Source organism: Corynebacterium mycetoides, assembly GCF_900103625.1.
Classification (GTDB): Bacteria; Actinomycetota; Actinomycetes; order Mycobacteriales; family Mycobacteriaceae; genus Corynebacterium; species Corynebacterium mycetoides.
This window is the reverse complement of sequence record NZ_LT629700.1, coordinates 1077026-1090559: the sequence shown is the minus strand read 5'-3', so window position 1 is coordinate 1090559 and position 13534 is coordinate 1077026. Positions and strand designations below refer to the sequence as shown.

The following is a 13534-nucleotide window of genomic DNA, read 5'->3' as shown; positions in this document are numbered from 1 at the left end:
CCATGCATTACGTCAGCTGGGATCGCAGCAACAAGGACAACCTGAAGCTCCTGGCCGAGGACGGCCCGGAGGTCCTCGGCGTGTTCACCCACGAGCGCGCGCAGGTGGGCGACGAGGAATGGGAGCTCGTCGCCTCGCCGGAGTCGGGGGCAGTGGCCACCCGCGGCGGCCGGGAGATTGTCCGCGCCATGGGGAGCCTCAAGCGCGACAAGACCATCGCCGTGGATGTCGAGGGCCGCCATTACGCGCTTGTCAACGAGTGGTCCAAGAACTGGATCGTCGACGACGCCCGCGGCGACAAGGTCGCCCAGTTCACCCAGGATCACAACGGCGTGCGCCGCGCCATCGTCGAGTTCGAGGGCGAGACCGACCTGCCCGCCACCGACGTCGTCGCGCTGGCGTGGGTGGCCCGCGAGGTGCTGGAGACGAAGAAGATGATCAACTCCAACGCGCTGATCGCCTTCCTCGTCTTCCTCTCCATCTTCGTCGTCGTGGTTTTCCTCTTCCAATGATCTGGGAGGGAGCCTCGCTTGTCGACGCCTCCGGCACCCACGCCGAGGCAACCCCCGACACGCTCACCTTCGGCGACGCTTCCCTGCGCCTCACCTCCCCGGCGCACGCCGTCGCCCCCGACGGCGCCGAATTCCGCCTGCGCAGGGCGGGGATGACGGTGCTGCGCTACCGCGCCGACTGCGACGGGCGCCAGTACGCGCTCAACCGCGTCGGCGGGAAGCGCCGCGAGATCCTCGACGCGCACGGGCGCGTGGTGGCGCGCACCCGCGGCCGCGCCGACGGCAGCCTCGAGGTCGACCCCGTCGCCGAGCTCGACCTGGACGTGGTGTTCATGACGTGGGCGCTGACGTTTGTGGACACGCCCACGCGGCGCACGATGCGCTAGAACATCCCGCCGCGGCCGACAGGGCCGCCGCCGGAGAACCCGCCGCCACCGCCGAAGCCGCCCCCGAACCCGCCGTTGTTCCCGCCGCCGAAGCCGCCGGACAGAATCGAGCCCCAGATAATGGCGTTGGCCATGTTGCCGCCGATGCTTCCGGCCATCTGCTGGTTGCGCCGCTGCTGGTAGCGCTGGATGTCGTCATTGGCGGCGGCGATCGCCCGCCGCGCGGTCTCGGTGGCGGCGCGCGCGAAGTCGATCGCCCCCCGTGTGTCCGAGGTCGCCCGGTTGCGCGACTCCGCGTACTGGCGCTTCGCCTCGGCGAGCAGGGTGCGCGCGTGCGAGCTGATGATCCGCCCGCGCGAGTTGATCAGGTCCTCTGCGGTCTGCAGCTGGGTCACGGCCACCTGCAGCTGCTGCTTGAGCACCTGCAGCTGGCGGTTCTGGTCGGAGGCGGCGCCGCGCGCGCGGTCGATGTGAGCGTCGATCCGCGAGTCCAAATCGGTCAGGTCGGTGTAGAGCGACAGCGGGTCCGTCTCCGCCCGGTTGCCCATGCCCGCCAGCGCCTGCCGGGCCTCTTCGGTAATGGTGTCCAGCGCGGCGACGTCGATGTCCGCCCCGATCTGGCGGGCCTGCTTGAGCTCCGCGATCTCGCGCAGCTCATCCTCAATCTCACTCGTCAGCGCCGGCAGGTTGGCCTTGGCGTCGCGGATGTTGGTCTCGGCGTGCTCGATGGCGGCGAGGTTGGTGTCGGACACCTCCACCGCGTGCGACGCCGAGGCGAGCAGGTCCACGAGCGCGCCCTGGCGCCCGGCGGGCTGCTTCGACACCGCGCGGGCCTCGCCGAGCAGCCTCTCGGCCTCATCCAGCGAGTCCTGCGCCACCTCGACGTTCGGGCTAATCGACGCCAACATCTCCCCCGAGTACCGCGCCCGCAACCCCTCCAGCGTCTCCTGCGCCGGCGCCAGCCGCGCGCGCAGGTCGATGGTGCGCTGCACGACCTTGTCAATCTCCTCGTCGGCGCGCATGAGGGTGCCGCGCATCTCGTTGAACTCCGCCGAGCGCGCCCGCAGCGCCTCGTTCGCCGTGCCCGCCGACGAAATGATGTCAATCAGCATCGCGCGCTTTTCCGGCTCTGTTTCCGGGATGGCGTCGTAAAGCTTCTGATGGGTGGAAAACGCGCGCTGCAACGTCGTGCTCGCGGTGTTCATCGCGGAGGTGAAGGGGCGCACGCGGTCCGCGCCGAACTCGGCCGTCGCCAGCTCGAGCTCCTCCTTGCCCTGGCGGATGGACTCGTCGGCGTGGACGAGGGCGTCGCGGGCGAGTTCCTCGAGCGCCGGCGTGGGCAGGCGGCCGAGCGAGTCAGTGTCCGTGGGGTCGAGCTGGCGCGCGTCGGCCAACTGCCGCTCGCGCGACTTATTCGTGCTGCGCCTCTGCGCCGCCCAGATCCCGCCGCCTGCCAGCGCCGCGACGCCCAGGCCGCCCGCGACCCAACCGGCGCCGCTCGCGTCACCGGTGCCGCCGGTCCCACTAGCGCCGCCCGTCGCCGCCGCGTCGACCGCTGCGAGCGCCGCACCCGACCAGTCGTCCTGCGTCAGGCGCGAGTAGGCGGCGTTGTACATCGCGTCCACCTCGCCCTGGGTCCACATGTCGCCGGCGTCGACCGCGAACGCGCGTTCGGCCGGCGAGATCGCTACAATCGCTGTATTCGACCCATTGGCGTTCACCGCCGCCTGCGCCCAGTCCTGCGCCGACATCGCGCCGAAGGAGTCGAGGTACACCACGCGCACCGTCTTCTGCTTCTCGGCCGCCACCTGCTGCGCGGCGGACTCGATCTGGCTGACCTCGCCGGGGGAGAGGACCCCGGCCTCGTCCGTTACCACGGAGGTGAGCCGCCCGGGCTGCAGGCTGGTGGCCGGCGCCTGGGCGTCGATATGAGTGGCAGCGGCCAGTGCCACCGGAGCGGCGGCACAGCCGACACCGGCGGCGAGAAGGGGAGCGGCGAGCACAATGCGGAAGTAGCGCAGTTTCATGCGCACCAGGGTAGCCGTTCCCGCGACATCGGAGGTTAAGCTTGACAAACGTGTACCCCTACGCTGATGCCGACGCAGAGCGCCGCGCCCCAGAAGGCCCGAAGGGCGCCCAGCTCGCCCCGGACGCCGACAACCGCGACGCGTTCTCCCGCGACCGCGCCCGCGTGATGCACTCGGCCGCCCTGCGCCGCCTCGCCGACAAGACTCAGGTGGTCGGCCCCCACGACGGCGACACTCCGCGCACCCGCCTGACGCACTCGCTCGAGGTCGCCCAGATCGCCCGCGGCATCGGCTTGGGCCTCGGCCTCAACCCGGACCTGTGCGACATGGCGGGCCTGACCCACGACATCGGCCACCCGCCCTACGGCCACAACGGCGAGGTCGCCCTCAACGAGCTCGCCAAGGAATGCGGTGGCTTCGAAGGAAACGCGCAAACACTACGGATCCTCACCCGCCTGGAGCCGAAGATTCTTCACGGCGGAGCATCATTCGGCCTCAACCTCACACGCGCTGCGCTCGATGCCGCGTGCAAATACCCGTGCACCCGCACCAACCCGGACGGGACCATCAACCGGAAATACGGGGCGTACGACGAGGACGCGCACATTCTCACCTGGCTGCGCGAAGGCCACACCGACAACAACCCGCCCATGGAGGCGCAGGTGATGGACTGCTCCGATGACATCGCCTACAGCGTCCACGACGTCGAGGACGGAATCGTATCCGGCCGCGTCGATCTGAATGTGCTGTGGGATCTCGTCGAGCTCGCCGCGCTCGCGGCCAAAGGCGCGAAAGCTTTCGGCGGCACAGCAGACGAGCTTATCGACGCCGCCGCCCGCCTCCGTTCCCTCCCCATCGTCTCCGCCGCCGCCGATTTCGACTTCTCGCTTTCCGGCTACGTCACCCTGAAGAAGATGACCTCTGAGCTGGTCGGCCGCTATGTCGGCGCCGTGATCACCGCGACGGAGGCCGCCAACGACGGCCCCATCGGCCGCATGCACGGCTCACTCGTCATCCCGCCCGAAGCCGAAGCCGAGGTCCGCCTGCTCAAGACCGTTGCTGTCCTCTACGTGATGGACATGCCCGCCCACATCGCCCGCCAAGACCGGCAGCGCAACCGCATCGTGCGCGTCTACGACTACCTGTCCGCCGGCGCGCCGGGGTCGCTGGACACCATGTTCGCCGCGTGGTGGCACGAGGCCAATACGGACGCCGAGCGCGAGCGCGTGATCATCGACCAGATCGCGTCCATGACCGAGTCCCGCCTCGAGCGCACCGCGAAGAAGACCGCATCTTTCGAGGGCTACCTCTAGAAACGCAAGAAGCGAGAGAGCCTCAAGGACACAGAACCTGCCACACTCAATACGTCAGCCGGCGGTTCCGCAAGCGCGTTGCTCCGAGCACTTCACTGACGAAGCCATCCGGGTCCGCCTCGATTTCTTCGGCAGTGAAGTAGAGCTTGCGGAATCCGCGCGCGGCAATCCACCTCTCGCGCCTGCGGCGGTTGCGCGCTAACCCATCGCCGTCACCTTCGCTTTCCAGTTCGCGCCACAGCGGATCCTCGTCGACGGCGATGACGAGGTCGTTCCCAGCGAGCAGAACCGCGTGCCCCATCTCATCCAGTTCGCAGTGGGTACGGACTGAAACTGGGGAGTGCTCGAGAAGCGCATACGCGAGCAGATACGGAAACGAGCCGACATCCCGCGCACGGCGGGGAAGCGACACGGCCAGACGCTTCCTGTTCGGATGCATCGGACCATCGAAGCTCTCCGCGTACTCCGCGATCTCCTGGGCACTGATACCGCGCTCGAGCAGCCACCCCGCCGCGAGCCAGGCATTCGTACGGTTCCGCATGCGGCACAGATCGAGGTAGGTGCGCAGCGGATTCGTTACGCGCACGCCGTCCAGTTCCATGACATCGCCCTCCCGGAGCTTCAAGGACCTGAAACGCACTCCAGGCGGAAGCATGCTTTTCGACGGTTGATGCCCCGACGGCAACGTGAATTCCACCGCCGGATCATTCGGCAGCACGAACCACATTCCCCATTGCGCGGCCGCCCAGGCACCGATGAGCACAGCCTTTCGCGTCTCTTTCGCGGCAGCCGCACCGCGCACGACGAATTGCTGCTTCATCCGGAGGCTGCGAAACCAATCGGACGCGATTCCACTCGTCGGAGACACGAAGCTAAGTCCTGGCGGGGGCATCGTGCGATCCTGACGCGAAACCTGAATTCGCTCTTCCAAATATCGCTGCCGGAGCTCCCGTACGTCCTGTTCAGCGAACTGTACCCATTCCCGAATTTCCCCCATGCACCCTGTTTACCCCGGGTGAGTTCAGGAGTCTCCTCGAAACCTGAGTTCAAAGCTCATTTGCGCACTGAAATGTGCAATCCGGCGGTGATTAGAGCGCGCGGACTCAGGTTTTGTGCGAGGGATGCACTATCCCCGCACGAGTGTGACGCCTTCGTGGGAGAAGACGTTGAGCAGCTTTCCGGTCAGCTCTTCCGATGCGCGCCAGTCCGTCACGACGAGGCGGTCTGTCTGGGTCTCGCGCAGAAGGTCCGCGAGAGCGTCGAGGTTGCGGGGGACTGGGCGGGCGTCGGGGCCGGGGTCAAGTTCCGCGCTGGGGCTGGCGGAGTTGGTGGCGGGCTTGTCGGGGGAGTAGACGGCGTCGATGATGCCGACGCCGAGATCCGCAATGGAGTGCACCGGGCGGGAAACGACGACAGTTTTCGAGAAAGTGGTCGAGTCTGCGGAGGTGTTGTCGGAGTCGTGCGGAGTTGCCGGATCGAGCGTCATTCGACGGTCACCTCGCAGAAGGATTCGTAGTGGTCGTCGGTGTAGTAGTACACGTCTGGATCGGTCTCGGTGCCTCCGCCGGTGACAATGCGGCGTTCCCCGCGGTGATCCACACCGGGGGTCTCCACGGTGTATTCGCGGTAATAGTCCGAATCCTCCCGCGGCAGGATCTGTTCGTAATTGCCGAAGTGGCTGCCGTCGTTCGAGGGGTGGTCGAAGGGGCCGCCGGAGTGGATGTCGTCGATAAGCTCTGTTGCTTCTGGCGGAATCGACGCGCACTCGCTGATCCCGCTCTCGTTGCTTTGCGGGGTGCCTGTGCGCTCCGGGCTGTCTGGGTCGTGCACGATCGAGTACACGACGGCCACGAGCGTGATGAGGCCGATGATGAGGATCAAAGGCAGAGCCACTGAATGGCTCGAACTGTCGCCGTCAGTAGACATGCATTCATTTTAAACGAACCCCCGCGCGGTAGGATGTGCGCCATGGCTAGGGGCAGAATTCCGGATAGTGACATCGAGGCTATCCGCGAGCGCGCCAATATCGCCGACATCGTGGGCGAGTACGTTCAGCTCAAGCCCGCCGGGCACGACTCCTTGAAGGGGCTGAGCCCGTTCAAGGACGAGAAGACGCCGTCATTCCACGTGCGTCCGGTCCGCGGGTACTACCACTGCTTCTCCACGGGCAAAGGCGGCGACGTCTTCTCCTTCATGATGGAGATGGAGCAGCTGAGCTTCCCCGAGGCGGTCGAGGCCGTCGCGGAGGAAATCGGCTACCACATCAACTACCAGGGCGGATCCACGGGCGCCCGCGACGTGAAGCCCGGCACCCGCGCCCGCCTCATTGCGGCGAATAAAGCCGCGCACGAGTTCTACCGCGCCAAGCTCGAGCAGCCTGAAGCGGAAGTGGGCCGCCGGTTCCTGCTCGACCGCGGCTTCGACCGCGACATCATCCACCACTTCGAGTGCGGCTACGCCCCCGAAGGCTGGGACACACTGACGAAGCACCTGCTGCGCAAAGGCTTCGACGTCCAGGAGCTTGTCGATGCGGGGCTGTCGACAATGGGGCGGCGCGGTCCCATCGACAAGTTCCGCCGCCGTCTGCTGTGGCCGATCAAGGATGTCGCCGGCAACGTGATCGGTTTCGGCGCCCGGAAGCTCTTCGACGATGATCCGATGGGCAAGTACATGAACACCCAGGACACGATGCTGTACCACAAGTCCAAGGTGCTCTTCGGCCTCGATCTGGCGAAGAAGAATATCGCCGACGGCCACCAGTGCGTGGTGGTGGAGGGCTACACCGACGTCATGGCCATGCACGCCGCCGGCGTGAAAACAGCTGTGGCTGCGTGCGGCACTGCCTTCGGCAAGGACCACATGAGCATCATCCGTCGTCTCATGCTGGACGACAACTACTTCCGCGGCGAGCTGATCTACACCTTCGACGGCGACGAAGCAGGGCAGAAAGCCGCGATGCGCGCCTTCGAAGGCGACCAGCAGTTCACCGGCCAGTCTTTTGTCTCCGTCGCCCCGGACGGCATGGACCCGTGCGATCTGCGCATGGCACGCGGCGACGCCGCCGTCCGCGACCTCGTCGCCTCCCGCGTCCCCATGTTCGAGTTCGTCATCGAGTCCCTGCTGAAGGACTACTCGCTGGACACCCCCGAGGGGTGCCTGCAAGCTTTACGACGCACCGTCCCCGTCGTCGCCCAAATCAAAGACACCCCATTGCAGACCGAGTACGCCCGGCAGCTCGCCGGTTGGGTCGGGTGGCCGGACCCGAACGAAGTAATCCGGCAGGTGCGGCAGGAGGCGAAGAATCCCTCGGCTGGTGGGCGCCGGCGTTCCGCCTGGGAGCAGGCGGCCGGTGCCGCTGGTTCTTCTGTTGGTTCCGCCGGCTCCGGCTCGGGCGGCTCTGGTGTGGGCGCCCCCGCCTTCCAGCCCCCCTCGCCCGACGACCCCCGCCTCTGGGCCCAACGCGAAGCCCTCAAAGTCGCCCTCCAGTACCCGGCGGTGGCCGGCAGTTACTTCGACGGCATCAACCCGGACGCCTTCACCCACCCCGCCTACTCCGCCGTCCGCGAGGCAATGACGAAGGCCGGCGGCGCAGTCGCCAACTCCTCCAACGGCACGGCCTGGATCGCGGCCGTCAGCGCCGAGATGCTCGACGACACCGGCCGCAACTTCGTGTCCGAGCTCGCCGTCGAGGAGATCCACGCCGCAGATCCCGCCTCCTACGCCGATTCGGTGCTCTCCCGCCTCCAGGAAGTCCGCGTGGGCAACCAGATCGCGCAGCTGAAATCGCAGCTTCAGCGCATGCGCCCCAGCGACGACGAGATGGCGTACAACGCGCTCTTCTCGGACCTGGTAGCGCTGGAGCAGGCGCGGCGGGAACTTAACGAGAGGGCGTTCAGGGGCAGCTAGTTCTCTTGGAACCGAAGTGGGCCCAGCAACTGTCGCAAAAGCGAGGGAGTTTAACTGGGCCCTACCGCCAAGGGATCAACCCGTTGAACGGTCTGTCCCACACAGTACCTCGGCCACACCGATTCTCCATAGGAAGGAGGGGCAGGGTTCGGTTTTCGTCAAGTCGCCTCGTTATTTCCACCTAGACGAACTGAGGGCAGCGTGCGAGACCGGCGACTTGGACAAGGAGTAATTTGTTGACGTGCTGGAGTTAACTGTTTTCAAACCTGACAGTATGATCTGGAACAGGCTCTCACCAATTCGGTGAACCAACCCCGCCGCACCCCTCGCCTAGCGCGAGGGGTGATGTGCTTCTTTAGCTCGGCATCTCCCCGTGGATTCCGCAGCAACTAAATGCCACTAACATCGAATCCATGAGCGTTCTGGTTTTGGATCCGCGGTGGCCGGACATGGTGCCTATCAACGTTGCCATCCGCGTGGAGGGCCCCATCGCTTTCACAGATGAGGTGCCGGTGTCGGCCCGCTGGAACTTTGGTGACCTTGTCCGCGGCGAGGACGCCACCGGCCAGGGCTGGCTGGTCACCACCGATCCGGGCGACCCGGCGGTGCGCAAGCGGCTGAGCAGGGGAGAGCCTCTTATCGAGGTCACATCCCGCCACGACCCCATCAACGAAGCCCAGCGCGTGATGCACGTCGCCCGCAGCCGCGGCGAGTGGGAGAGGGCGCAGACCCACGAGAGTTTGCTCACCTACCTCGAGCAGGAGTCGGCCGAGTTCGCGGAGGCCGTGCGCACCCGCCAAGACGACGCCGAGCTGAAGAAGGAGCTGTCCGATCTCCTCCTCCAGGTCCTTTTCCATGCTGAGATCGCCGACCAGCGCGGGGCGTTCACGTTCGCTGATGTGGCGCAGGCTTTCGTCGATAAGCTGAAAAACCGCGCGCCGTACCTTTTCGACGGCAGCACCGGCACCGTCCCAGGCGATGTACAAGACCGGTTGTGGGCGGAGGGGAAGAAGCGGGAGCGATCGACAATCAGGGACTAGGGAATTTTAGACGCATTGACGGAAAACGTTCGACAGGGTCTGAGGGGCTAAAATACTTCCGATGGAAGGAATCGAACAGAGAGAAGGTCTCACAGTGTGGGCGAAAGACTCATTGTGGTCAACCTTCGAGAGGACAGGGATTTAAATGTCTCAGTTATCGGATTCACAAGATCCGAGACCTGATGAAGTCACCGTGCCTTCTATGACGGTTCGACGTGAAGGACTTCGGACAGTGCGCCAGAACCTCGGCTTTGGCAGCTACATGCGCGAGCTAGTGCGCCGAGATGATTTCATCAAGGCGGACGCACGGGCCAAGGCGTTCAGAACAACCCGAAACTACAATTGGTGGCGCTTTTGGCTGGTGGCCAGCCCAGTGCTTGAGGCTCTCCTCTACGGTGCGATTTTCGGTCTGCTATTGAGGACGAATCGAGGGGTGGACAACTTCGTCGGTTTCGTCATCATTGGTATGACCGTCTTCAGCACCATCAGTCGTATGCTCATGGGTGGCATCGGTCTACTAGAAGCGAACAAGAGCATGATCCAGACTTTCGCTTTCCCTCGCGCCGCGATAGTGCTCTCGAACTCACTCCGTTATATATATGACACGTTTCCCGCGATGGTGGTCGCTATCGTTGCGGCTTTAGCGTTTCAAATCCCCTTCGTTCCCTCTTGGAGCTTGCTGTTAGTGGTTCCCCTTTATCTCCTTACTATGGGGTTTTGCGTCGGACTAATGTTCATTTCGGCAAGACTTACAGCGCTCTTGCCGGACACCAGGGTATTGCTCGAATTGTTCGCTCGCGGGTGGATGTTCGCGTCAGGCATTTTCTACTCGGTAGAGGTCTATGCGGATAACCCGGTCGTCTACAGTATTTTCACCTCTAATCCGGCTTATCGGTTCATTCAGGGGTTTCGTGAGGTAGCAATGTACGCAAATCCGATGAGCCTACGGGACTGGGGCATTCTCTTAGCTTGGTCGCTCGGCACCCTAACTTTCGGATTTTTCTATTTTTGGAGGGCTGAACCCCGCTATGCCAAGGCATTCTAAGGATGGTGGATCTGAGTTCGTCGAAGATCCAGCTGTAGTTCTACGAGAAGCAACGAAAATCTATGCCGTGACGGATAGCAAATCAATTGATGCAGGAGGCAAGTCCGGGGGGAAACGTCCGCGCTATGTTCATTCTTTAAAGCCCACGAATTTGGTGGCGGTGAGGGGTGAATCTATCGGTGTGATCGGGCGAAATGGCTCTGGTAAGTCCACCCTCCTAAAACTTATAGCTGGGTCAGAAACGGCAACGCGGGGTGAAGTGCTTGTAAAGTCCCAACCTATGCTGCTTGGAGTTTCTCCTGCTCTACAGCCTTACTTGACTGGTCGGCAGAATGTAATTCTAGGTTGTCTAGCGCTTGGTATGACTAGGGCAGAGGCTGAAGAACTTGAACCTGATATTTCGAACTGGGCAGATATCGGTGATGCTATCGAGAGGCCTCTGAAAACTTACTCGGCTGGGCAGGGCGCAAGATTGAGCTTCGCTATCTCGACGGCCGTTAAACCGGAAATTCTGTTGGTCGATGAAGCCCTTTCGACTGGTGATGCAGCGTTTGCGGAGAAAGCGAGTGAGCGCATGTCGAAGCTGCTCGAGGATGCGGGAAATCTATTCTTGGTTTCTCACTCGGCGGAGCAGGTTCTGAGTAACTGTGCTCGAGCAGTGTGGGTTCATCGCGGCGAAATCATCGCTGATGGATCTTCAGACGAGATTGTCTCGCTCTACCAAGAGTGGACTGGATTGGTGAAGTCCGGAAGGGATGCGGGGTACATCGAAAATATCAGAGCTGACTACATCCGCCCCCAGATAACCTTCTCGAGTTAAAAGGCTTGGTCATTATGAACCATATTTCGTTTCAACCTGAGCGATGGAATGGTACCCACCTAAGTATCTCGGTGGGAACCGATGGCAGTGAAGAAAAATTAAACTTTGTTTTTGATGAGGTGATTCCGCTAGAGGAGGACAGTCTCGCCATTGCTCTGAGCACTTTATGTGGCACGCGCTTCGATCGAATTGACTTTGGCTTCCCAGTGAGCAGTAGTGTCGTATCGGGAATCGCTGAGTGGACGGGTTCCGATGTACAAGCTTCCGGAAGCCTGGATTTCATCCCCAACAAAAAAGACGGATCAAATGCAGTTCTCAATTTCAGTGGGGGGCTCGACTCTCTGGCCTCAAAGTTCCTGTTGGGAGACTGTGAGCTCGTCTCTCTGGATTTTGGGGGGCGGTTCTCCCGAGAACGGAATTTCTTTCAGCAATTCGACACAAGGATCATTGAAACAAATATTGTGACCACGGGATTGCGCTCGAATAGTTGGTCCTTTATGGGAATTGGTCCTTTGCTACTAGCAAATTGCTTCGAATCGCCCTACTTTGCCTTCGGGTCGATTCTGGAAGCTTCGCAGCTGAGGTTAAACGCTCCAGCTTCTGCTGCCCACACGTTCCCACCTTTCAAGCTCGCGGGGTACGAGAGTGTCGCCCCAGTGGCAGGTATTTCGGAAGTTGGGACTGTCCTCCTTGTGCTTCGGCACAATCCGGACCTTTTATCAAAATCTTTATTGTCTCTTGCAAGTCCCGGAGAAGAGAAGTACTTCCGGAAAATTGCGCTGGCTCAACTTGTTGATGACATTTTCGGTTTCGGCATCGATGCCCCTCCGCTGCCGACTTCCCAGAAAGTGCATTACAAATTTGGTCAGAATTTTGCCGTTGACCTGACTGCGTTGCTTTTGTTTGCGTACGGCCGGACTGAGCAGGCTGAGGCGCTAGTTTCGGGGGTGCCTACTGAAATTAGCTCCCAACTTTCGGCAGGTGATTTCGATTTCATGTTTAAAACGGATCCTCGTTTCTACGAGCAGTATCCGGATGCACTCCGCGGTCCGTTAGAGGATGGATTACGGCGTGGTGGCTTAGGATGGTATTCTAGTCGAGATTACGAGTCTGTGAGTAAGATTCGGGAGATTTTGACGGGGTACTATGCGTTTTAAGCAGCAGCACTCGCTAGTTCACAATGTAGTTTCGGTCCTGTAAAGGTCCCGCCGAGATGAGTGTAAAAAACAAGGATCGCTATGGCGCACGACGATAAGGGAGTCCGTATGGAGTCCGTGAAACCCAAAGTAATGACCGTCTACGGTACGCGGCCGGAGGCGATTAAGGTCGCTCCCGTCATCTCTGCTCTTCAACAAGATGAGCGTTTTAGTTCTGTGGTTGTCTCGACCGGCCAGCACAAAGAGATGCTAGAGCAGGTTAATCGGCGTTTCAATATTGTCCCTGATTTCGACCTAGATCTAATGAAACCGGGACAATCCTTGAACCAGCTCATAGCCCGAGCGGCAGAAGGGTTAGACGAGATCATAGAGGCTGAGCGGCCCGACGTGATCATAGCCCAGGGTGACACAACTACAGCTATGGTGGCGGCCCTTGCGGGTTTCAACCGAGGTGTCAAGATCGTTCATCTTGAAGCCGGTCTTCGGACTGGGAACATTCTCTCTCCTTTTCCCGAGGAAGCTAACCGAAAAATAATTGGCCAGGTATCCAGTTTGCACTTGGCTCCAACCAAGGATTCGCGGGAGAATCTGCGTCGCGAGAACATTAGATCCAAGGATATAGTGGTAACGGGGAATACCGTCATTGATTCTTTGAAAGTTTCGACGGTTTGGGATGTCGAATTCTCGGACGCTCGGTTGAGTGAGCTCTTGGGCACCGACGAACGCGTAGTCCTTATCACTACACATCGCAGGGAAAACCTTGAGGCTATGCGAGGCATTGGCGGGGCGGTGAAGGATCTAGCACAAAACTACCCAGACGTAGTGTTCGTTCTTCCTCTTCATTTGAACCCGGCGGTAAGGGATAATGTACTCCCCGAAGTTGAGCACTTGCCGAATGTCGTCATCTCGGATCCGCTACCGTATGACCAGTTCACCGCACTGATGAACCGTTCCTACTTGGTTCTCACTGATTCGGGAGGAGTGCAGGAAGAAGCGCCATCGCTTGGCAAACCCGTCTTAGTGTTGAGGGACAATACCGAACGGCCGGAAGCAGTAGTAGCTGGGACGGTGAAGTTGGTAGGGACAAATCGGGGATTGATCGTGGCAGAAACATCGAATCTTCTCGACAAGCCTGCTGTTTACGCTTCGATGGCGAACGCGGTCAATCCATACGGTGACGGCAAAGCTACCGAGAGAGCAGTAGCCGCAATCGCCGAGTTAATGGGTGTAGGCAAGCGGGTGGCCGAGTTCGATCCTTTAGTGTCCTCATCAAGGATAAGCTAGTAACATCGATGAGAGTTTGAGTTAACTAGCTTTTAACTCTCAAG

The 13534-nt window shown here is 61.4% G+C and carries 13 protein-coding genes; 9 read left to right on the top strand and 4 right to left on the bottom strand.

What is annotated here, in order from left to right; translation table 11 throughout:
* Positions 1-2 precede the first annotated feature (2 nt).
* Together BLS40_RS05235 and BLS40_RS05230 are read left to right on the top strand one after the other, a co-directional pair.
* Complete coding sequence (locus BLS40_RS05235) at positions 3-512, top strand: hypothetical protein (protein ID WP_092149697.1); 510 nt, start codon at positions 3-5, stop codon at positions 510-512.
* Positions 509-898, top strand: a complete 390-nt coding sequence (locus BLS40_RS05230; protein ID WP_092149694.1) for a hypothetical protein — start codon at positions 509-511, stop codon at positions 896-898. The genes BLS40_RS05235 and BLS40_RS05230 overlap by 4 nt, the downstream gene beginning before the upstream one ends.
* Here the strand turns inward: BLS40_RS05230 and BLS40_RS05225 are convergent.
* On the bottom strand, positions 895-2925 hold the full coding sequence (locus BLS40_RS05225; RefSeq protein WP_092149691.1) for a TPM domain-containing protein: 2031 nt from the start codon (positions 2923-2925) through the stop codon (positions 895-897). The two genes, BLS40_RS05230 and BLS40_RS05225, sit on opposite strands and share 4 nt — an antisense overlap.
* Before the next feature lie 50 nt (positions 2926-2975).
* Here BLS40_RS05225 and BLS40_RS05220 point away from each other — a divergent pair, with 50 nt between their 5' ends.
* A complete protein-coding gene (locus tag BLS40_RS05220) occupies positions 2976-4238 on the top strand; it encodes a deoxyguanosinetriphosphate triphosphohydrolase (protein WP_092149689.1) in 1263 nt (420 codons plus the stop codon).
* 46 nt (positions 4239-4284) lie between these two features.
* On the opposite strand, the gene BLS40_RS05215 is transcribed toward BLS40_RS05220, so the two are convergent.
* The 3 genes from BLS40_RS05215 to BLS40_RS05205 form a co-directional block, all read right to left on the bottom strand.
* The gene (locus BLS40_RS05215) at positions 4285-5058 is read right to left on the bottom strand and encodes a hypothetical protein (RefSeq protein WP_157672444.1); all 774 of its coding nucleotides are present in this window, start codon (positions 5056-5058) and stop codon (positions 4285-4287) included.
* 306 nt (positions 5059-5364) lie between these two features.
* The gene (locus tag BLS40_RS05210) at positions 5365-5724 is read right to left on the bottom strand and encodes a hypothetical protein (protein WP_092149683.1); all 360 of its coding nucleotides are present in this window, start codon (positions 5722-5724) and stop codon (positions 5365-5367) included.
* Complete coding sequence (locus BLS40_RS05205) at positions 5721-6164, bottom strand: ribonuclease domain-containing protein (protein WP_076599583.1); 444 nt, start codon at positions 6162-6164, stop codon at positions 5721-5723. Before BLS40_RS05205 ends, BLS40_RS05210 begins: the two co-directional genes overlap by 4 nt.
* Positions 6165-6206: 42 nt before the next feature.
* On the opposite strand from BLS40_RS05205, the gene dnaG reads away from it, so the two are divergent.
* From dnaG to wecB, 6 genes are all read left to right on the top strand, one after another.
* Positions 6207-8144 (top strand): DNA primase, encoded by a 1938-nt coding sequence (gene dnaG / locus BLS40_RS05200; RefSeq protein WP_092152191.1) that lies wholly within the window; start codon positions 6207-6209, stop codon positions 8142-8144.
* Between the two features lie 413 nt (positions 8145-8557).
* Positions 8558-9184 (top strand): MazG nucleotide pyrophosphohydrolase domain-containing protein, encoded by a 627-nt coding sequence (locus BLS40_RS05195; RefSeq protein WP_092149680.1) that lies wholly within the window; start codon positions 8558-8560, stop codon positions 9182-9184.
* Between the two features lie 232 nt (positions 9185-9416).
* Complete coding sequence (locus BLS40_RS05190; RefSeq protein ID WP_092149677.1) at positions 9417-10229, top strand: ABC transporter permease; 813 nt, start codon at positions 9417-9419, stop codon at positions 10227-10229.
* A complete protein-coding gene (locus BLS40_RS05185) occupies positions 10213-11049 on the top strand; it encodes an ABC transporter ATP-binding protein (protein WP_092149675.1) in 837 nt (278 codons plus the stop codon). Before BLS40_RS05190 ends, BLS40_RS05185 begins: the two co-directional genes overlap by 17 nt.
* A 14-nt stretch (positions 11050-11063) precedes the next feature.
* Positions 11064-12206 (top strand): hypothetical protein, encoded by a 1143-nt coding sequence (locus BLS40_RS10955; RefSeq protein ID WP_157672443.1) that lies wholly within the window; start codon positions 11064-11066, stop codon positions 12204-12206.
* An 81-nt stretch (positions 12207-12287) separates the two neighbouring features.
* A complete protein-coding gene (gene wecB / locus BLS40_RS05180) occupies positions 12288-13490 on the top strand; it encodes a non-hydrolyzing UDP-N-acetylglucosamine 2-epimerase (RefSeq protein ID WP_231908529.1) in 1203 nt (400 codons plus the stop codon).
* The last annotated feature ends 44 nt before the right edge of the window (positions 13491-13534 follow it).

Bases quoted from the DNA above. Each gene is read 5' to 3' on its own strand.
- BLS40_RS05215 (WP_157672444.1), bottom strand. From the start codon at position 5,058: ATGAAGCAGCAATTCGTCGTGCGCGGTGCGGCTGCCGCGAAAGAGACG.
- BLS40_RS10955 (WP_157672443.1), top strand. From the start codon at position 11,064: ATGAACCATATTTCGTTTCAACCTGAGCGATGGAATGGTACCCACCTA.
- BLS40_RS05195 (WP_092149680.1), top strand. From the start codon at position 8,558: ATGAGCGTTCTGGTTTTGGATCCGCGGTGGCCGGACATGGTGCCTATC.
- BLS40_RS05210 (WP_092149683.1), bottom strand. From the start codon at position 5,724: ATGACGCTCGATCCGGCAACTCCGCACGACTCCGACAACACCTCCGCA.
- wecB (WP_231908529.1), top strand. From the start codon at position 12,288: ATGGCGCACGACGATAAGGGAGTCCGTATGGAGTCCGTGAAACCCAAA.
- BLS40_RS05230 (WP_092149694.1), top strand. From the start codon at position 509: ATGATCTGGGAGGGAGCCTCGCTTGTCGACGCCTCCGGCACCCACGCC.
- BLS40_RS05185 (WP_092149675.1), top strand. From the start codon at position 10,213: ATGCCAAGGCATTCTAAGGATGGTGGATCTGAGTTCGTCGAAGATCCA.
- BLS40_RS05205 (WP_076599583.1), bottom strand. From the start codon at position 6,164: ATGTCTACTGACGGCGACAGTTCGAGCCATTCAGTGGCTCTGCCTTTG.
- BLS40_RS05225 (WP_092149691.1), bottom strand. From the start codon at position 2,925: ATGAAACTGCGCTACTTCCGCATTGTGCTCGCCGCTCCCCTTCTCGCC.
- dnaG (WP_092152191.1), top strand. From the start codon at position 6,207: ATGGCTAGGGGCAGAATTCCGGATAGTGACATCGAGGCTATCCGCGAG.
- BLS40_RS05235 (WP_092149697.1), top strand. From the start codon at position 3: ATGCATTACGTCAGCTGGGATCGCAGCAACAAGGACAACCTGAAGCTC.